At 57.0% G+C, this 17,065-nt stretch carries 17 protein-coding genes; 11 read left to right on the top strand and 6 right to left on the bottom strand.

The window, feature by feature from the left end; translation table 11 throughout:
- The first annotated feature begins 17 nt into the window (after positions 1-17).
- The 4 genes from AC6I8X_RS04395 to uraH are packed head-to-tail and all read left to right on the top strand — an operon-like array spanning position 18 to position 3,349.
- Positions 18-1,253 (top strand): pyridoxal-phosphate-dependent aminotransferase family protein, encoded by a 1,236-nt coding sequence (locus AC6I8X_RS04395; RefSeq protein WP_313689661.1) that lies wholly within the window; start codon positions 18-20, stop codon positions 1,251-1,253.
- Positions 1,250-2,509 carry an allantoate amidohydrolase gene (gene hpxK, locus AC6I8X_RS04400; RefSeq protein WP_313689663.1) on the top strand — a complete coding sequence of 420 codons (1,260 nt, stop codon included), beginning with the start codon at positions 1,250-1,252 and terminating at the stop codon, positions 2,507-2,509. The genes AC6I8X_RS04395 and hpxK overlap by 4 nt, the downstream gene beginning before the upstream one ends.
- Before the next feature lie 13 nt (positions 2,510-2,522).
- Positions 2,523-3,017 (top strand): 2-oxo-4-hydroxy-4-carboxy-5-ureidoimidazoline decarboxylase, encoded by a 495-nt coding sequence (gene uraD, locus AC6I8X_RS04405; RefSeq protein WP_497840630.1) that lies wholly within the window; start codon positions 2,523-2,525, stop codon positions 3,015-3,017.
- Entirely contained in the window at positions 3,014-3,349 is a 336-nt protein-coding gene (gene uraH / locus AC6I8X_RS04410; RefSeq protein ID WP_313689667.1) for a hydroxyisourate hydrolase, read from the top strand. Before uraD ends, uraH begins: the two co-directional genes overlap by 4 nt.
- 97 nt (positions 3,350-3,446) lie before the next feature.
- Here the strand turns inward: uraH and AC6I8X_RS04415 are convergent, their stop codons facing one another.
- Together AC6I8X_RS04415 and AC6I8X_RS04420 are read right to left on the bottom strand one after the other, a co-directional pair.
- A complete protein-coding gene (locus AC6I8X_RS04415; protein ID WP_497840631.1) occupies positions 3,447-4,214 on the bottom strand; it encodes an amidohydrolase in 768 nt (255 codons plus the stop codon).
- On the bottom strand, positions 4,202-5,362 hold the full coding sequence (locus AC6I8X_RS04420) for a pyridoxal phosphate-dependent aminotransferase (protein ID WP_299457210.1): 1,161 nt from the start codon (positions 5,360-5,362) through the stop codon (positions 4,202-4,204). The genes AC6I8X_RS04415 and AC6I8X_RS04420 overlap by 13 nt, the downstream gene beginning before the upstream one ends.
- A 132-nt stretch (positions 5,363-5,494) precedes the next feature.
- Here AC6I8X_RS04420 and AC6I8X_RS04425 point away from each other — a divergent pair, with 132 nt between their 5' ends.
- From AC6I8X_RS04425 to AC6I8X_RS04435, 3 genes are read left to right on the top strand one after another with little or no spacing between them, the layout of a single operon-like run.
- Positions 5,495-6,109, top strand: a complete 615-nt coding sequence (locus AC6I8X_RS04425; RefSeq protein WP_313690314.1) for a methylthioribulose 1-phosphate dehydratase — start codon at positions 5,495-5,497, stop codon at positions 6,107-6,109.
- Positions 6,106-6,789 carry an acireductone synthase gene (mtnC, locus tag AC6I8X_RS04430; protein WP_313690312.1) on the top strand — a complete coding sequence of 228 codons (684 nt, stop codon included), beginning with the start codon at positions 6,106-6,108 and terminating at the stop codon, positions 6,787-6,789. Before AC6I8X_RS04425 ends, mtnC begins: the two co-directional genes overlap by 4 nt.
- A gap of 1 nt (position 6,790) precedes the next feature.
- Positions 6,791-7,333: a 1,2-dihydroxy-3-keto-5-methylthiopentene dioxygenase gene (locus tag AC6I8X_RS04435; RefSeq protein ID WP_497840632.1), complete on the top strand. Its 543-nt coding sequence runs from the start codon at positions 6,791-6,793 to the stop codon at positions 7,331-7,333.
- A 48-nt stretch (positions 7,334-7,381) separates the two neighbouring features.
- On the opposite strand, the gene mtnA is transcribed toward AC6I8X_RS04435, so the two are convergent.
- A complete protein-coding gene (mtnA, locus tag AC6I8X_RS04440; RefSeq protein ID WP_497840633.1) occupies positions 7,382-8,401 on the bottom strand; it encodes an S-methyl-5-thioribose-1-phosphate isomerase in 1,020 nt (339 codons plus the stop codon).
- A gap of 105 nt (positions 8,402-8,506) precedes the next feature.
- Here mtnA and mtnK point away from each other — a divergent pair, with 105 nt between their 5' ends.
- Positions 8,507-9,706: an S-methyl-5-thioribose kinase gene (gene mtnK, locus AC6I8X_RS04445; protein WP_497840634.1), complete on the top strand. Its 1,200-nt coding sequence runs from the start codon at positions 8,507-8,509 to the stop codon at positions 9,704-9,706.
- Between the two features lie 117 nt (positions 9,707-9,823).
- Here the strand turns inward: mtnK and fadE are convergent, their stop codons facing one another.
- A complete protein-coding gene (gene fadE / locus AC6I8X_RS04450; protein WP_497840635.1) occupies positions 9,824-12,268 on the bottom strand; it encodes an acyl-CoA dehydrogenase FadE in 2,445 nt (814 codons plus the stop codon).
- A 254-nt stretch (positions 12,269-12,522) separates the two neighbouring features.
- Here fadE and lpcA point away from each other — a divergent pair, with 254 nt between their 5' ends.
- Both lpcA and AC6I8X_RS04460 read left to right on the top strand, forming a co-directional pair.
- On the top strand, positions 12,523-13,101 hold the full coding sequence (gene lpcA / locus AC6I8X_RS04455; protein ID WP_208714109.1) for a D-sedoheptulose 7-phosphate isomerase: 579 nt from the start codon (positions 12,523-12,525) through the stop codon (positions 13,099-13,101).
- Positions 13,102-13,153: 52 nt separating this feature from the next.
- Complete coding sequence (locus AC6I8X_RS04460; RefSeq protein ID WP_084872965.1) at positions 13,154-13,921, top strand: class II glutamine amidotransferase; 768 nt, start codon at positions 13,154-13,156, stop codon at positions 13,919-13,921.
- Here the strand turns inward: AC6I8X_RS04460 and dpaA are convergent.
- Positions 13,892-14,638, bottom strand: coding sequence for a peptidoglycan meso-diaminopimelic acid protein amidase (gene dpaA, locus AC6I8X_RS04465; RefSeq protein ID WP_313682565.1), 747 nt, complete (start codon positions 14,636-14,638; stop codon positions 13,892-13,894). The genes AC6I8X_RS04460 and dpaA overlap by 30 nt on opposite strands.
- A 242-nt stretch (positions 14,639-14,880) precedes the next feature.
- Here dpaA and dinB point away from each other — a divergent pair, with 242 nt between their 5' ends.
- A complete protein-coding gene (dinB, locus tag AC6I8X_RS04470) occupies positions 14,881-15,939 on the top strand; it encodes a DNA polymerase IV (RefSeq protein ID WP_497840636.1) in 1,059 nt (352 codons plus the stop codon).
- A gap of 29 nt (positions 15,940-15,968) precedes the next feature.
- On the opposite strand, the gene AC6I8X_RS04475 is transcribed toward dinB, so the two are convergent.
- On the bottom strand, positions 15,969-17,039 hold the full coding sequence (locus AC6I8X_RS04475) for a sugar ABC transporter substrate-binding protein (protein ID WP_299457189.1): 1,071 nt from the start codon (positions 17,037-17,039) through the stop codon (positions 15,969-15,971).
- Positions 17,040-17,065: the final 26 nt, after the last annotated feature.

Consider the following 17,065-nt stretch of genomic DNA (forward strand, 5'->3'; position numbering starts at 1 on the left):
ATAACAAGGAATTCATCATGGACATCGCGCAGTTTCCGCAAATCAATCCACCGCAACGCCTGCTGATGGGGCCGGGGCCGATCAACGCTGATCCGCGCGTACTGCGCGCCATGTCTACACAGTTGATTGGTCAATACGACCCGGCGATGACGAATTATATGAATGAGGTGATGGCGCTGTATCGCGGCGTATTCCGTACCGAAAACCGCTGGACCATGCTGATCGACGGCACCTCACGCGCCGGGATCGAAGCGATTCTGCTGTCGGCGATCCGTCCGGGCGACAAAGTGCTGGTGCCGGTATTCGGTCGTTTTGGTCATCTGCTGTGTGAAATTGCCCGCCGCTGCCGTGCGGAAGTGCACACCATTGAGGTGCCGTGGGGCGAGGTGTTTACGCCGGATCAGATCGAAGATGCCATCAAGCGTATCAAGCCGCGCCTGCTGCTGACGGTGCAGGGTGATACCTCCACCACCATGCTGCAACCGCTGGCTGAGCTGGGTGCCATTTGCCAGAAATATGGCGTGTTGTTCTACACCGATGCCACCGCCTCCCTCGGTGGTAATGCGCTGGAAACCGATGCCTGGGGGCTGGATGCGGTTTCGGCGGGGATGCAGAAATGCCTCGGCGGTCCGTCGGGTACGTCACCCATTACCCTTAGCCCACAGATGGAAGCGGTGATCCGCAAACGTAAATGTGTGGAAGAGGGGATCCGTACCGCCGATCATCAGGACGGCGAGGACGAGATGATCTACTCCAACTACTTCGATCTCGGCATGATCATGGATTACTGGGGCCCGGAGCGTCTGAACCACCATACCGAAGCCACCACGGCGTTGTTTGGTGCGCGTGAGTGCGCGCGTCTGATCATGCAGGAAGGGCTGGATAACGGTATCGCCCGTCATAAGCTGCATGGCGATGCGCTGCTGAAAGGCATTCAGGGCATGGGGCTGGAAACCTTTGGTGACCTGCAACATAAGATGAATAACGTGCTGGGTGTGGTGATCCCGCAGGGCGTGAACGGCGATGAGGTACGTAAGCGGGTGCTGGAAGATTTCGGTATTGAGATTGGTACCTCGTTTGGCCCGCTGCACGGCAAGGTCTGGCGCATCGGGACCATGGGCTACAACGCGCGCAAAGATTGCGTGATGCAAACCCTGACGGCGCTGGAAGCCGTGCTGAATCATCTGGGCTTCCGTTCCACACAGGGTGCGGCGCTACAGGCGGCCTGGGATCATTACGGGAGCCACGCATGAGTGAAAGCCTGATGACTGCCAGCGAGGCGCAGTCAGCCGCCGCACGCGTCATGGCACGCTGCGATGCGCTGGCTGAGATCAGTGAAACGGAAGATGGCCTGATGCGGGTCTACCTCTCGCCGGAACAAATGCGTGCTAATCAGCGCGTCGGTGAGTGGATGCAGGCCGCAGGTATGACGATATGGCAGGATGCGGTTGGCAATATCTGCGGCCGCTATGAATCCGCCACGCCGGGTGCACCGGCGCTTCTGCTCGGTTCACATCTCGATACCGTACGTAACGCCGGTCGCTACGATGGGATGCTTGGTGTATTGAGCGCGATTGAAACCGTACAGTGGCTGCACGATCACCAGCAGCGCCTGCCGCTGGCGATTGAGATTGTTGGCTTCGGCGACGAAGAGGGCACACGTTTTGGTATCACCCTGCTGGGCAGCCGTGGCATCACCGGCAGCTGGCCGGAAAGCTGGGTCACTCATCCCGATGGCAACGGCATCACTGTCGCGCAGGCGATGCAGGATGTTGGCCTGGATGCGGCGAACATCCTTGACGCCGCGCGTGATGTTAACGACATCGCGGCCTATCTGGAGTTGCATATCGAGCAGGGGCCATGCCTTGAGCAGGAAGATCTGGCGCTTGGCGTGGTGACGGCCATCAACGGGGCGCGTCGCCTGAATTGTCGTTTTACCGGCGAAGCAGGCCATGCGGGTACGGTGCCGATGACGCATCGTAAAGACGCGCTGGCCGCGGCTGCCGAGTGGATGGTGTTTATCGAGCAGACCACCCGTGAGCTGGATCCGCAGCTGGTGGCGACGGTGGGAACGCTGCACTGCGCACCGGGGGCGGTGAATGTCATCCCGGGTGACGTGCAGTTGTCACTGGATGTGCGCGGTCCGCAGGATGAACCGCTGGCACGTCTGCTGTCGCAGTTACTGACCCAGGCGGAAGCCATCGCCTTACGCCGTGGCCTGAGCTTCAGCGCGGACGAATATTATCGTATTGCTGCGACTGCCTGCGATGCGCGGTTGCAACAGGCGCTGAGCCATGCGCTGGAAACGGTGCAGGGGCGCAGTTTGTCGCTGCCAAGCGGTGCCGGACACGATGCGATCGCCATTGCGGAACGCTGGCCAGTGGGGATGTTGTTTGTGCGCAACCATCGCGGCATCAGCCACCATCCGGCGGAGTCGGTGCAGACGGCGGATGTGGCGTTGGGGGTGCAGGCGTATTTGCAGGCGGTGTGCGATCTGGCACGAGCATAACAGGAGTGGTGGCATGAATCTGGAGAGCTTTAATCAGTTGTCACCCGCGCAGGCTCAGGCGGCGATTGCCCATTGTGTCGCCATTCCCGCCTGGCAACAGGCGTTGGTGGCGGCCCGCCCGTTTGCCGATCGCGCCCGGCTGATCGCTGAAGCCGAGGCGCTGACCCAACGGTGGCAGGGGGCGGAGCTGGAACAGGCGCTGAGCGCCCATCCACGCATTGGTGAGAAAGCCCAGGGCGAGGGCAAAGAAGCCACGTTTTCGCGCAGTGAGCAGTCAGCCATGAATGAGGCTGACGGCGCGTTGCAGTTTGCCATGCTGGCGGGTAATCAACGCTATGAACAGCGCTTTGGCCGGGTCTTTCTGATTCGCGCCAAAGGTCGTAGCGGCGAGGAAATGCTGGCGGAGTTGCAGCGCCGCCTCAATAATGATGCCGCGACAGAACAGCAGGAAGCGCTGGCACAATTACGGGAAATTACTTTGTTACGGCTGAAGGAGAGCATCATATGAGCACCATCACCACGCATATTCTCGATACGGCGCTGGGTAAACCGGCGATTGGTGTGGCGATCTCGCTGGAACAGAATAGCCCGGAAGGCTGGCTGCCGCTGGCACAGGGCAAGACCGATACCGACGGGCGGATTAAAGATTTAACCCCAGAGCCATTAGCGCCAGGGCATTATCGTCTGACTGCTGAAATTGGTGATTATTTTGCCGCAGCGGGCCGTGATGCGCTGTACGTCAGTGCGCAGATTGATTTTGTGCTGGGGGAAACCGGCAGCCATTATCATCTGCCGTTCCTGATTTCCCCGTGGTCGTGGTCAACCTATCGCGGCAGTTGATTGCTCGTTCCGTAGCGGCGCGATTTATCGCGCGGATTTTTCCCGCAGCGCACGCGGAATGGCGCGATAAATCGCGCCGATACGGGATCTGTTCGGGTTATAGCGTAAACGCATCCGCATCGCGCCACGCCGGGAAGCGTTCACGATAGGCCTGTAACTCCTCCAGCGACAACTCAGCATCAATGCGCGCCCGCGCAAACGGCTCAGCGGCGGCCAGGATGTCACCCAGCGGTGAAATGATCCGGCTATCGCCGCTGTACTGGTGCTGATTACCGTCGCTGCCGACGCGATTACAGCCCGCGACATACGCCTGGTTCTCAATCGCCCTTGCCAGCAGCAGTGACTGCCAGTGCAGCGCACGCGGCGCGGGCCAGTTGGCGACAAACAGCGCCAGATCATAATCGTTGCGGTTGCGGGTAAAGACCGGGAAACGCAGGTCATAACAAATCTGCGGCAGAATGCGCCAGCCACGCCAGGTAAACACCTCGCGCGTTTCACCCGCAACATAATGCTGATGCTCATTCGCCATGCGGAACAGATGGCGCTTGTCATATTGATGCAGCGTGCCATCCGGCTCAACCAGCAGGAAACGGTTAACCGCGCCTTTTTCGGTCTGGATTGCCGCGCTGCCGCCAACCAGCGCATTGCTGGCTTTGGCATGCTGGTGCAGCCACGCGACGACTTCTTCCTGAGGCAGCGAGCTTTCCGCTGCTTCCATCGCGAAGCCGGTAGTAAACATCTCTGGCAGCAGGATCAGATCACGCCCTTCAATGCCTTTCAGCACGCCGTCGAAATGGCGCAGATTCGCTGCACCATCCATCCAGCTCAGGGTTTCCTGCAAAACGGTAATTTTCAAAGCTGACATAAACGCTCCGCAGCGGCGTCGAGCGTCGCTTCCTGTTTGGCAAAGCACAGGCGGATCAGCTTATGCGGGAAAGGATCGGCGCAGAACACCGACAGCGGAATCGCCGCCACGCCGACTTCTTTGGTCAGCCACTGGCAGAAACTCACGTCATCCAGATCGGAAATCGCGCTGTAGTCCGCCAGCAGGAAGTAGGTGCCTTCACAGGGCAGCACTTCGAAACGACTTTTCGCCAGCGCCTGTACCAGACGGTCGCGGCGGGCGCGATAAAATTCTGGCAGCTCGCGATAGTGCTCCGGCTCGGCGCGCAGCATATCAGCAATCGCCAGCTGTGCCGGGGTATTTACCGAGAAGGTCAGATATTGGTGCACTTTGCGGATTTCCGCGCTGATCGCCGCGGGTGCCACGCAGTAACCTACTTTCCAGCCGGTCATATGGAAGGTTTTACCAAAGGACGACACGGCAATCGCGCGCTGACGCAATTCGGCATGGGCCAGCACGCTGGCATGCCCCTCTTCGGCGAAGCAGATGTGTTCGTAAACTTCGTCGCTCAGCACATAAATTTCCTGTGCGGCGATGGCCTGCCACAGCTGCGCGTAATCACTCTTGCGCCAGACAGTGGCGGAAGGGTTGTGCGGCGTATTCAGAATCACCAGGCGGGTTTTGGCGCTCAACAGGCTCTGGAATGCGTTCCAGTCCACGCGGAAACCCGGAGGCTGCAAGGCAATGCGTTTTAGCACGCCACCGGCCAGCTGCACGGCAGGGGCATAGCTGTCGTAGCTGGGGTCGAAGCAGATCACTTCATCGCCCGGACGCACCAGCGCGGTAATCGCGGCGTACAGCGCTTCGGTCGCTCCGGCGGTAACGGTGATGTCGCTATTGACGTCGGGTTTGTGACCATACAGCTCTGCCGTTTTGTCGGCGATGGCTTCGCGTAACGGTAATGCACCGGTCATTGGGGCATACTGGTTGGCACCCTGGCTGACGTGATACGCCAGGCGTTCCTGGAGATAGCGCGGACCGTCGAAATCAGGGAAACCCTGCGACAGGTTTATCGCGTTATGAAGCTGTGCCAGCGCGCTCATTTGGGTAAAAATGGTGGTGCCGAGCGCCGGTAATTTGCTCTCGGGAATCAGGTTGTGCTGCGTCATTGATCTTTTGCCTTAAGCGCGAATGTCGTTGCGGAGTTAACCCTCTGTTGCTGCCACTATAAACAGGATGTTAATATTTGGCAATCGAGACGCTTAGACGTCCAAACTAACCTGCGGGATATCAACATCGCTATGACCGATTTTCTTCCACTGGAACAGCTGGTGGCTGCCTGCCACTGGATTGGCGCAAAAGGCTGGGCACCGGCCACGGGCGGCAACATGTCGGTTCGTCAGGATGACGAGTATTGCCTGCTGAGCGCTTCGGGCAAGGATAAAGGCCGCCTGACGCGTGATGATTTTATTCAGGTGGAGATTGCCACTAACGAGGTGCCGTCCGGACGTAAGCCATCGGCGGAGACGGGTCTGCATACCCTGATTTATCGTCTGTTCCCGCAAGCCGGTGCCGTGCTACATACGCATACTGTCAATTCGACGGTGTTGTCACGGGTGGAGAAGGGCAGCGCGCTGCTGCTGAGCGGTTATGAAATGCAGAAAACGCTCGCCGGTCAGGACACCCATCTCAACACCGTGGCGATTCCACTGTTCGATAACGACCAGGATATCGATGCCCTGGCTGCGCGTATTGCGGCCTTTGCCGTTGAAACGCCGCTGCGTTATGGTTTTCTGCTGCGCGGCCATGGCCTGACCTGCTGGGGTAAAGACGTCAACGAGGCCCGTCGTCATCTGGAAGGGCTGGAATTTTTGTTTGAATGTGAACTACAACGTCGGCTGCTGGAGGCCAGATGATTCGCGCAATTGTTACCGATATTGAAGGCACCACCAGCGATATCCGCTTTGTCCACAACGTATTATTCCCGTATGCCCGTCAGCATCTGGCGACTTTTGTACGCGAGCATCAGGCGGAGCAGGCCGTGGCCGCCGCGCTGGAGGCGGTGCGTCAGGAATCCGGCGCACCCGAGGCCACGCTGGATGAAGTTATCGTCACACTGATTAGCTACATCGACCTGGATCGTAAATCACCCGGCCTGAAAGCGTTGCAGGGCATGATCTGGCGTGATGGTTATGTCGAAGGCCAGTTTACCGGCCATCTCTATCCTGATGTGCTGCCGGCGTTTGAACGCTGGCGTCAGCAGGGTAAAGCGCTGTATGTATATTCCTCCGGTTCGGTGGCGGCGCAGAAATTGTTATTTGGCTACAGTGACGAAGGTGATTTAACGTCGTTGTTTAGCGGCTATTTTGACACTGGCGTCGGTGCCAAGCGTGAAAGCCAGTCCTACCGCAATATCGCTCAGCAAATCGGTCATGATGCGTCTGAACTGTTATTTCTGTCCGATATTCACCAGGAACTGGACGCAGCGGCTGAAGCGGGCTGGCGCACCCTGCAATTAATTCGCGGCGAGGCGGATAGCGAAAGTCGCCATCGTCAGGTAAACGATTTTTCCCAGATTAACCCGGAGTCGATTTAGGATGAGTGCACTGACCATTTTTACCGATACTGAAGCCAGCCAGCCGGTGTGGCACAGCACCGATGCAGAAGCGATTCGCGAGCGTCTCAACGCCAAAGGCGTCCGTTTTGAGCGCTGGCAGGCCGATCGCGATCTGGGTGCCAACCCGGATTCTGACACGGTGATTAACGCTTACCAGCATGCGATTGATCGTCTGGTGGCGGAGAAAGGCTATCAGAGCTGGGATGTGCTGAGCATGCGTGCGGATAACCCGCAGAAAGAAGCGCTGCGCACTAAGTTTCTTAACGAACATACCCACAGCGAAGATGAAGTGCGTTTCTTTGTCGAAGGTTCCGGTTTGTTCTGCCTGCATCTTGATGGTCAGGTGTATCAGATTCTGTGTGAAAAACAGGACCTGATTTCCGTGCCAGCCGGAACGCCGCACTGGTTCGATATGGGCTCTGAACCCCACTTCACCGCGATCCGTATCTTCGATAATCAGGAAGGCTGGATTGCCAATTTCACCGGCGACAGCATTGCGGATGCGTATCCGCGTCTGGCGTAGTCTGGTGCGGAGTTGAACCCGGTCGGGATAAATCCCGACCGGGTTTATTTATGGCTGAAAAATCCCTTCCTGAACCTGCTCAGGCGTGACCACGCCGGTATCCAGCACCCAGCCACTGATCAATGCAGCGGGCGTTACATCAAACGCCGGGTTGTAAACTGCCGCATTCTCGGGTGCCCATTGTACGCTACCAAAACTGCCGGATACGCCGGTGACTTCACTGGCGGCACGCTGTTCAATTGGAATGGCGTCTCCATTCGGGCACAGGCGGTCCAGCGTGGTATGCGGTGCAGCCACATAGAACGGGACGCCGTGATAATGCGCCAGCACCGCCAGACTATAGGTGCCGATTTTGTTCGCCACATCGCCATTGGCAGCGATGCGATCCGCACCGACCCAAATCGCATCCACCACGCCGCGCGCCATCAGGCTGGCGGCCATCGAATCGGTGATCAGGTGATAAGGAATCCCCAGTTCACCCAGCTCCCAGGCGGTAAGGCGGCCACCCTGCAACAGCGGGCGGGTTTCATCCACCCAGACATTTTTCACTTTGCCCTGCTGATGCGCATGGGCAATCACTCCGAGCGCGGTGCCGACACCCGCCGTAGCCAGGCCGCCGGTGTTGCAGTGGGTCAGCAACTGGCTGCCCGGTGTGACCAGTGCGCTCCCCGCGCGGGCGATGTTGTCGCACAGTTGTTTATCTTCCGCCACCAGACGCAGCGCTTCTGCCGTCAGTGCGGTGACAAAATCGTTCTCTGCCAGCACCACTTTCATGCGGTCCAGATTGTTCATCAGGTTGACCGCCGTCGGGCGTGCCGCCCGCAGCACCTCCAGCGCCTCCGCCAGACCGGATCTGTTCATCCCTTGCTCGGCCAGCAGCGCCAGCAGCAGACTGGCGGAAAGGCCAATCAGCGGTGCGCCACGCACACGTAACGCGTGGATATGAGCGACCAGCTGCGCGACATCGTGCGCAGGTAGCCAGTTTTTCTGCTGTGGCAATGCCTGCTGGTCAAGGATCCACAGCTGGTTATCACGAATTTCCAGGCTGGTTGTGCGAAGTGTTTGCATGGTGTGAAATCTCTGTTGCGTTAATGGCGGCTATTGTGCCAACATGCGTGACGGATGTATAGACGTCTGAACGGCTTATTACTTACGATTCACGAGGAACAGGCAATGTCGCAATACCGTACGTTCACCGCTGCCGATGCTGTGGAATATGCAAAACAATTTGGCGGTGTGGACGATCCGTCAGCGCTGGTGAGCGCCGAGGAGATCGGTGATGGGAATCTCAACCTGGTGTTCAAGATTTACGACAATCAGGGCGTCAGCCGTGTGGTGGTGAAACAAGCGCTGCCATATGTGCGTTGCGTGGGTGAATCCTGGCCGTTAACCCTTGACCGCGCACGCCTCGAAGCACAGACGCTGGTGGAACACTACAAACATTGCCCGCAGCACACCGTGCATGTCACCCATTACGACGCTGAGCTGGCGGTGATGGTGATGGAAGATCTCTCCAGCCATCGTATCTGGCGTGGCGAGCTGGTGAAAGGCGTGTATTATCCGCAGGCCGCCAGCCAGCTGGGCGAATACCTGGCGCAGACCCTGTTCCATACCTCGGATTTCATCCTGCATCCGCATAAGAAAAAAGCGGAAGTGGCGCGCTTTATTAACCCGGAAATGTGTGAAATCACCGAAGACCTGTTCTTTAACGATCCTTACGTTGATCATGAACGCAATAAATACCCGGCGGCGCTGCAATCGCTAGTGGAAAGCCTGCGTAGCGATGACGCACTGCGCATTGCGGTGGCTGGTCTGAAGCATCGCTTCTTCGCCGATGCCGAAGCCTTGCTGCACGGCGATATCCACAGCGGATCAATCTTTGTGGCGGATGGCAGTCTGAAAGCGATTGATGCCGAGTTTGGCTACTTCGGGCCGATTGGTTTTGACGTCGGTACCGCGCTGGGCAACCTGCTGATTAACTACTGCTGCCTGCCGGGTCTGCTGGCCCCGCGTGAAGCGGCGGAAGCGCGTGAACGTCGCCTGAGCGATGTGCATCAGGTATGGAGCACCTTTGCCAGCCGTTTCCTCGAACTGGCACAGGCCAAAACCACCGATGTGGCGCTGGCGTATCCCGGCTATGCTGCGGCTTTCCTGCGCAAAGTGTGGAGCGACACCCTCGGTTACTGCGGCACTGAGTTGATTCGCCGTACCGTGGGTATGTCACATGTCGCTGATTTCAAAAATATTGGCGATGACGCCATGCGTACCGAGTGCATTCGTAACTGCATCACGCTGGGGCGCACGCTGATTCTGGCGGCCAACCATATTGATGATGCGGATGGGTTGATTGCCCGCATCCGTCAGGCGAGTTAAATCCTCTGGCACATTCCGTAGCGGCGCGATTTATCGCGCGTCTTTTGCGGACAACGCGCACGGAATTACGCGATAAAACGCGCCGCTATGAATTCGTGCGGCGCGTTTTGTCATCGTTTACGCCGCTTCGCTGGCGCGTGCGGGTGTTTTAGTTTGTGGCTTTGGCACCGCCAGGGCTTCCGGCGCAAACTCATCCACGTTGATGGCACGCAAACGGCTGGCCTCGGCGCGGGTCAGGATCTTCGCTTCGGCTTCGTCAATCCAGCCTTCTTTCAAACCACGTTGTGCCAGCTGATCCAGCTGGGTGAAGGAAAGATTTTTCTTCAGTTGCAGGCACAGACGATCGTGAATCACTTCCGCCGCCATCACATCCTGTAACGCCTGCTCCAGTTGGCCCGCAGGGTTGTGCGCGCTCGGCGTCAGATACTGACCACGACCCAGACGCGTGCGCGTCGCGGAGGGCAGTTGCAGCAGTTTCGCCAGCTTATGATCAAGCTTATCCGACGGGGCCGGACAGTGATGTCCACCGACGAAGATCACCATACGCAGCGCACCGGCGACAAAACGGTTTGGGAAGTTGCGCAGCAGGTCGTCAATGGCCACTTCTGCCTGATGCAGTGCATCCTGGACGCCCCAGTGCACCAGCGGCAAATCGGCTTCGTTACGGCCTTCGTCCTCATAACGTTTTAAGGTTGCTGATGCCAGGTAAAGCTGGCTCAGGACATCCCCCAGACGCGCAGAGATGCGCTCACGACGTTTCAGACTGCCACCCAGCACCGCCATGGCCACATCAGCCAGCAGCGCCAGGTTAGCGCTCAGACGGTTCATTTGCTGATAATAACGGCGGGTAGCGTCGCGGGTGGGTGTCGCGCTGGTGCGGCCACCGGTCAGACCCAGCCACAGGCTGCGAACTTTATTGCTGCCCACATGGCCGATATGGCTGAACAGCGCACGGTCAAAGGCCGCCAGATCGTTTTTCGCCGCGGCATTCATCTCTTCCAGTACCCACGGATGGCAGCGAATCGCACCCTGACCGAAGATAATCATGCTACGCGTCAGAATATTGGCCCCCTCGACGGTAATGGCAATCGGTGCGCCCTGGTAGGCGCGAGCGAGGAAGTTATTCTCGCCGAGCATGATGCCTTTGCCCCCGGCGATATCCATCGCATCAATGATCGACTGCTGACCGCGATGGGTGCAGTGATATTTGACAATCGCCGACAGCACTGCCGGTTTTTCACCCAGCATAATGCCGCTGGTGATCAGTGTTGCTGCTGCATCCATCACCCAGGCATTTCCGGCAATGCGTGCCAGCGGTTCTTCGATCCCTTCCATTTTGCCGATGGAGACTTTGAACTGGCGGCGAATGTGCGCATAGGCACCGGTTGCCAGCGCGATACTTTTCAGGCTGCCAGTGGAGTTGGACGGCAGGGTGATACCACGTCCTACCGAGAGGCATTCCACCAGCATACGCCAGCCCTGACCGGCCATCGCCGGGCCGCCGATAATGTAATCAATCGGTACGAAGATATCTTTGCCTCGCGTCGGGCCGTTCTGGAACGGCACGTTTAGCGGGAAGTGGCGGTGACCAATTTCCACGCCTGGCGTATGGGTGGGGATCAGCGCGCAGGTAATGCCCAGCTCCTCGGTATTGCCCAGCAGATGTTCCGGGTCGGAGAGTTTAAAGGCCAGGCCGAGCACGGTAGCAATCGGTGCCAGGGTGATATAGCGCTTGTTCCACGTCAGGCGCATGCCGAGCACTTCTTTGCCCTGCCATTCACCCATACACACCACGCCGGTATCCGGGATGGCTCCGGCATCAGAACCGGCTTCCGGGCTGGTCAGCGCGAAGCAGGGAATTTCGTCGCCGCGTGCCAGTCGTGGCAGGTAGTGATCTTTCTGCGCATCGGTGCCGTAGTGTTGCAGCAATTCGCCTGGACCGAGAGAGTTAGGCACACCAACGGTGATGGCGAGGATTCCGGACACGCCCGCCAGTTTTTGCAGCACGCGCGCCTGAGCATAGGCAGAGAATTCGAGGCCGCCATATTCTTTTTTAATGATCATGGCGAAGAAACGATGTTCTTTCAGATACGCCCACAGCTCCGGCGGCAGATCGGCCATTTCGTGGGTGATCTGAAAATCATTCGCCATACGGCAGGCTTCTTCTACCGGGCCATCGAGAAAGGTTTGTTCCTCTTCTGTCAGACGTGGCTGTGGATAGTTGTGCAGTTTCTGCCAGTCCGGCTTGCCGCGGAACAGATCACCTTCCCACCAGGTAGTACCGGCGTCGATGGCTTCTTTTTCAGTACGCGACATCGGCGGCATCACTTTCTGAAAGCTGTGCAGCATCGGCTTCGAAAACATACTGCGACGCATCGCGGGCAGGTTAAAGGGTAACAGGATGATGGCGAGCGGCAGCAGCAGCCAGGGCGTCCACAACCCGCTGAAGGCGAGGGCTGCGGTCCACAACAGCAGGATAGCGCTGCTGAAACGCAGGGAAAGTTGATGGTAGAAGAGGGCGCTAATCAATATCAGCGTCGCAACGATTGAGGCAACCAGCATAATGAACCGCTCCGTAAGTTGTAAGAGGTCTGACCTGTTATGTATAGAGGTTTAGAGCAGCGCCGGAAATTTATCAATCTGTTTACAACACAATTACAACCCAACTCACAAAATCGCCGGGATAGGTTGATCTGACACACGACTTCACGCTTTTTACCCTTCAGGGCCGGGCTTTCACCTGCGCCTGTGCTTTGCGCCTCCACGCCATTCCGTTAAACTTGCAGGGGTCAATCTTTCCTCTAAAGGACATCCCTATGTATCAGGACATTATCCGGTCAGAACTTAATGAAGCCGCCGATACGCTGAACAATTTCCTCAGCAATGAAGCCAACATCCATGCGATTCAGCGCGCGGCGGTGTTGCTGGCGGATAGCTTCAAAGCGGGTGGCAAAGTGCTCTCCTGCGGCAACGGTGGCTCGCATTGCGATGCCATGCACTTCGCCGAGGAGCTGACCGGGCGCTATCGTGAAAACCGTCCTGGCTACCCGGCGATTGCCATCTCTGACGTCAGCCATCTTTCCTGCGTCAGCAATGACTTTGGTTACGATTACGTGTTCTCGCGTTATATCGAAGCGGTGGGGCGTCCGGGCGATGTGCTGCTTGGCTTGTCTACGTCCGGCAATTCCGCCAACATCATCAAGGCGGTGGAAGCGGCGCGCGCGCAGGGGATGAAGGTCATCACCCTGACCGGCAAAGACGGCGGCAAAATGGCCGGTACTGCAGACATTGAAATCCGTGTGCCGCATTTTGGTTATGCTGACCGCATTCAGGAAATTCATATCAAAGTCATTCATATCCTGATGCTGCTGATTGAAAAAGAGATGGTGAAGTAAGTCGTGGCTTCTCCTCCCACGTCGGTGGGAGGATTTTACTAAGGCGGTAGCTATGTGCGAATTGCTCGGGATGAGCGCCAATGTCCCCACGGATATCTGTTTTAGTTTTACCGGGCTGGTGCAGCGTGGTGGTGGGACCGGACCGCACAAAGATGGCTGGGGCATCACCTTTTATGAAGATAAAGGCTGCCGCACCTTCAAAGATCCGTTGCCGAGCTATAACTCGCCGATTGCCCGTCTGGTGCAGGAGTATCCCATCAAATCACATTCGGTGGTGGCGCATATTCGCCAGGCCAACCGCGGTGAAGTGTCACTGGAAAATACCCATCCGTTTACCCGCGAGCTGTGGGGCCGTAACTGGACCTACGCCCATAACGGTCAGTTGAAAGGCTATCGTCAGCTGGAGACCGGTCATTTCCGCCCGGTGGGGGAAACCGACAGTGAAAAAGCCTTCTGCTGGATCCTGCATAAACTGACCCAGCGTTACCCTCGCACGCCCGGCAACTGGCCAGCGGTGTTTCGCTATATCGCGGAGCTGGCGGCGGAGTTACGGCAGAAAGGGGTGTTTAACATGCTGCTGTCGGATGGACGTTATCTGATGGCGTTCTGTTCCACCAATCTGTTCTGGATCACCCGTCGCGCGCCGTTTGGCAAAGCTAAGTTGCTCGATCAGGATGTGGAGATTGATTTTCAGCAGCAGACGACGCCGCAGGATGTGGTGACGGTGATTGCTACGCAACCGCTGACGGGGAATGAAACCTGGCACCGGATAGTGCCAGGCGAGTGGGTATTATTTTGCCTGGGAGAGCGCCAGGAATGATTTTGAAGCAGCGTCTGGCGCGGTCATTACCGCCGGGCTGCTGTTTACCGCGTACTGGCCGCTGCCGGTGACGTTCACCGTCGGTGGCTGGTGGTACTTCGCAAAGTACGCATAACCCGGCTGCAGCTGACGCCAGAAGCTGGCGTAAGTGGAGTAGCGGTGACGCTGCATGTTGCTGTCGGTCATACGGAACGGGAAGATGCCTAACGACACTTCTTCCTGCCCGTTACGCAGCGCAGCGTTAACGTAGGTGTAGATCTCATCCATATAGGCGTTGGTCATGGCATAGCAGCCAATGGATTTACAGTCGCCGTGGATCATCAGATATTTGCCGCTGTAACCATTGTCACGGTCAAATTGGTTCGGAAAACCGGTATTAATCGCGCGATAATAATGGCTATCTGGTTTTAACTGATTCAGTTTGACGCTATAAAAACCTTCCGGGCTTTTAAAATCCCCTTCGCGGCGCTTGGGACCCAAACCGCCAGAGAAATTACAAATGCGGTAGCTATCCAGCAGACGATATTCATTACCGATCTTGCCGTACAGTTCCAGCGTACGCTCTTCCTTGAAAATCTGAATATAAACCGGGGTGCCAAGTAATTGTTTTTTTAGTTCTTTGCTTACCGGAGCCTCAGGGTTAACTGGCTCAGGATTGATTGCCCAGCTAAGGACCGGCATAAGAATCATCGCAAGCAATAATGCGATTCTGCCCATTCTGTGTGTACCTTGAAGTAAAGAGGAACTCTGACGCATGACGTCTCTTATTGCATTATCGGAAATATCCGCTACCGCTGCGCAACATTAACATTGTCTGGCGTTTAATCAAGCCAGTGTCTGAGAAAATAGCCATTTACCACAGGGATTACGGCCATAAATTTGTAAACTTTCATGCGTGCCCCGACAAATATTGCCGAGAGTTTGTAATGCTGTATACTTATCCAGTATTCGGAGGGGGTATGCGTAAGATCATTCATGTCGATATGGACTGCTTTTTCGCGGCGGTTGAAATGCGCGACGATCCCTCTTTGCGTGATATCCCGATCGCCATCGGTGGCAGCCGGGTGCAACGTGGCGTGATCAGCACCGCTAACTATCCGGCGCGGGAGTATGGCGTGCGCAGCGCGATGCCCACCGCCACGGCGCTGAGACTCTGCCCCCACCTGCGTCTGCTGCTCGGTCGCTTCGAAGCCTATAAAGAAGCCTCCCGGCAGATCCGTGAGATCTTTTTGCGCTACACCTCGCGGATTGAGCCCCTGTCGCTGGATGAAGCTTACCTTGATGTCACTGATAGCCCGCATTGCCAGGGGTCAGCTACGCTGATGGCACAGGCGATTCGCGCCGATATTCTGCGTGAAACCCAGCTGACCGCTTCGGCAGGCATCGCGCCAATCAAGTTTCTCGCCAAAATTGCCTCCGACCTGAACAAGCCGAATGGCCAGTTCGTGATCACGCCGCAGGCGATGCCCGATTTTCTGCTGACGTTGTCGCTGAGTAAAATTCCCGGCGTTGGTAAGGTATCGGCGAAAAAACTGGAAGAGATGGGACTACGTACCTGCGGCGATGTGCAGCAGGCGGATCTGGCACAGCTGCTCAAACGCTTTGGCAAATTTGGCCGGGTGTTATGGGAACGCAGCCATGGCATTGACGAGCGCGGCGTAGTGGTGGAGCGGGAACGTAAATCACTCGGCGTTGAGCGTACCCTGATGGAAGATATTCACAACTGGGAGCAATGTCTTGAAATCATTGATTATCTCTACGAGGAGCTGGATCGCCGCTTGACGCAGATTCGCCCGGACAAGTTAATCGCTCGTCAGGGAGTAAAGCTGAAGTTCAATGATTTCCAGCTGACGACCCAGGAGCATATCTGGCCGGTGCTGAATAAAGAGGACATGATTGCGGTGGCGCGCAAAACCTGGGACGAACGCCGTGCCGGGCGTGGTGTCCGGCTGGTGGGGTTACATGTGACGCTGGTGAATCCACAGCTGGAGAGGCAGTTATTATTGGGATTGTCGTAGCGGCGCGATAAACCGCGCCGCTCCAGCCATTATTTGTTGCCGTACTTCGCTTCCAGGGTGGCAAACCACGGTGCAACGAAATCGTGGTTCTCACCCCAGCCTGGGATAATTTTGCTCAGCGATGCCACGTTTACCGCACCCTGCTCGCTGTTCAACTGCTGCTGAGTAATCGAGGAAGCCTTAAACTCGTAGCTCGCGGGGGTGCTTTCACCGGCAATCTTATTCGCCACCAGACGCATATTCACTGCGCCAATGGTTTTCGGATCGACTGCCACAGTCTGCACCCACGGGCTGTTCTTCTCGTGCATCAGCTGCAGATCCTGGTTGGAGACGTCAATGCTGTACAGCTTGATCTCAGTACGGCCATTCTCCTGCAACGCTTTGTAGGCACCCTGGCTGAAGGCATCCCAGGAACCCCAGATCGCATCAATCTTGCCTTTCGGGTACTTCGCCAGAATCGCGCCAATCTTGTTCGCAGTGTCGCCCTGCACGTCAGAAGAGACCGCACCGATTGACTCCAGCTGATGGATGCCCGGATTTTCCTTCATCAGTTTTTCATACACCACCTGACGACGATCCATCGCCGGGAAGCCTGCGACCCACAATTTGACGATGTTTGCCTTGCCGTTAAAGTCTTTGATCAACTGACCCAGGGATTCCTGCGCCAGTGAGGCGTCATTCTGGGCGGTGACCGTCACGCCGTTCACCGGCGTATCAACCGGGGTATCAAACACCGACACCTTAATACCAGCATCAGCAATGCGTTTTACCAGCGCGGTGGAGTAGGGTTCTTTGCCATGCGACAGAATAATGCCGTCATATTTCTGACTGATCGCCTGGCTGACGAAGTCCTGGAAACGTGCGTCATCGCCGTTGCTCAGGAAGGTGCTGACTTTGAAGCCCAGCTTACGTCCCTGCTGGATGGCACCGGCAACAAACTGGGTGGTGTTATCGTCAGAACCGAGGTTACGGATAATGGCGATACGCACCGGTCCCTGGTGATTAGCGATGGCGGCAGGCACCGGTACGACGGTGTCGGCAAAGGCGGCGCTGACATTCAGCAGGCCTACGGCCAGCAGTGAAAGGGTGATTTTTTTCATGTTGTTCTCTTTCTTCAGGGAAGCGC

Source organism: Pantoea sp. X-Soil-TKNS-1280, from assembly GCF_059730475.1.

Bases quoted from the DNA above. Each gene is read 5' to 3' on its own strand.
- mtnA (WP_497840633.1), bottom strand. From the start codon at position 8,401: ATGCAAACACTTCGCACAACCAGCCTGGAAATTCGTGATAACCAGCTG.
- mtnC (WP_313690312.1), top strand. From the start codon at position 6,106: ATGATTCGCGCAATTGTTACCGATATTGAAGGCACCACCAGCGATATC.
- AC6I8X_RS04460 (WP_084872965.1), top strand. From the start codon at position 13,154: ATGTGCGAATTGCTCGGGATGAGCGCCAATGTCCCCACGGATATCTGT.
- AC6I8X_RS04425 (WP_313690314.1), top strand. From the start codon at position 5,495: ATGACCGATTTTCTTCCACTGGAACAGCTGGTGGCTGCCTGCCACTGG.
- mtnK (WP_497840634.1), top strand. From the start codon at position 8,507: ATGTCGCAATACCGTACGTTCACCGCTGCCGATGCTGTGGAATATGCA.
- AC6I8X_RS04415 (WP_497840631.1), bottom strand. From the start codon at position 4,214: ATGTCAGCTTTGAAAATTACCGTTTTGCAGGAAACCCTGAGCTGGATG.
- hpxK (WP_313689663.1), top strand. From the start codon at position 1,250: ATGAGTGAAAGCCTGATGACTGCCAGCGAGGCGCAGTCAGCCGCCGCA.
- dinB (WP_497840636.1), top strand. From the start codon at position 14,881: ATGCGTAAGATCATTCATGTCGATATGGACTGCTTTTTCGCGGCGGTT.
- AC6I8X_RS04420 (WP_299457210.1), bottom strand. From the start codon at position 5,362: ATGACGCAGCACAACCTGATTCCCGAGAGCAAATTACCGGCGCTCGGC.
- AC6I8X_RS04435 (WP_497840632.1), top strand. From the start codon at position 6,791: ATGAGTGCACTGACCATTTTTACCGATACTGAAGCCAGCCAGCCGGTG.
- fadE (WP_497840635.1), bottom strand. From the start codon at position 12,268: ATGCTGGTTGCCTCAATCGTTGCGACGCTGATATTGATTAGCGCCCTC.
- lpcA (WP_208714109.1), top strand. From the start codon at position 12,523: ATGTATCAGGACATTATCCGGTCAGAACTTAATGAAGCCGCCGATACG.
- AC6I8X_RS04395 (WP_313689661.1), top strand. From the start codon at position 18: ATGGACATCGCGCAGTTTCCGCAAATCAATCCACCGCAACGCCTGCTG.
- uraH (WP_313689667.1), top strand. From the start codon at position 3,014: ATGAGCACCATCACCACGCATATTCTCGATACGGCGCTGGGTAAACCG.
- uraD (WP_497840630.1), top strand. From the start codon at position 2,523: ATGAATCTGGAGAGCTTTAATCAGTTGTCACCCGCGCAGGCTCAGGCG.
- dpaA (WP_313682565.1), bottom strand. From the start codon at position 14,638: ATGGGCAGAATCGCATTATTGCTTGCGATGATTCTTATGCCGGTCCTT.
- AC6I8X_RS04475 (WP_299457189.1), bottom strand. From the start codon at position 17,039: ATGAAAAAAATCACCCTTTCACTGCTGGCCGTAGGCCTGCTGAATGTC.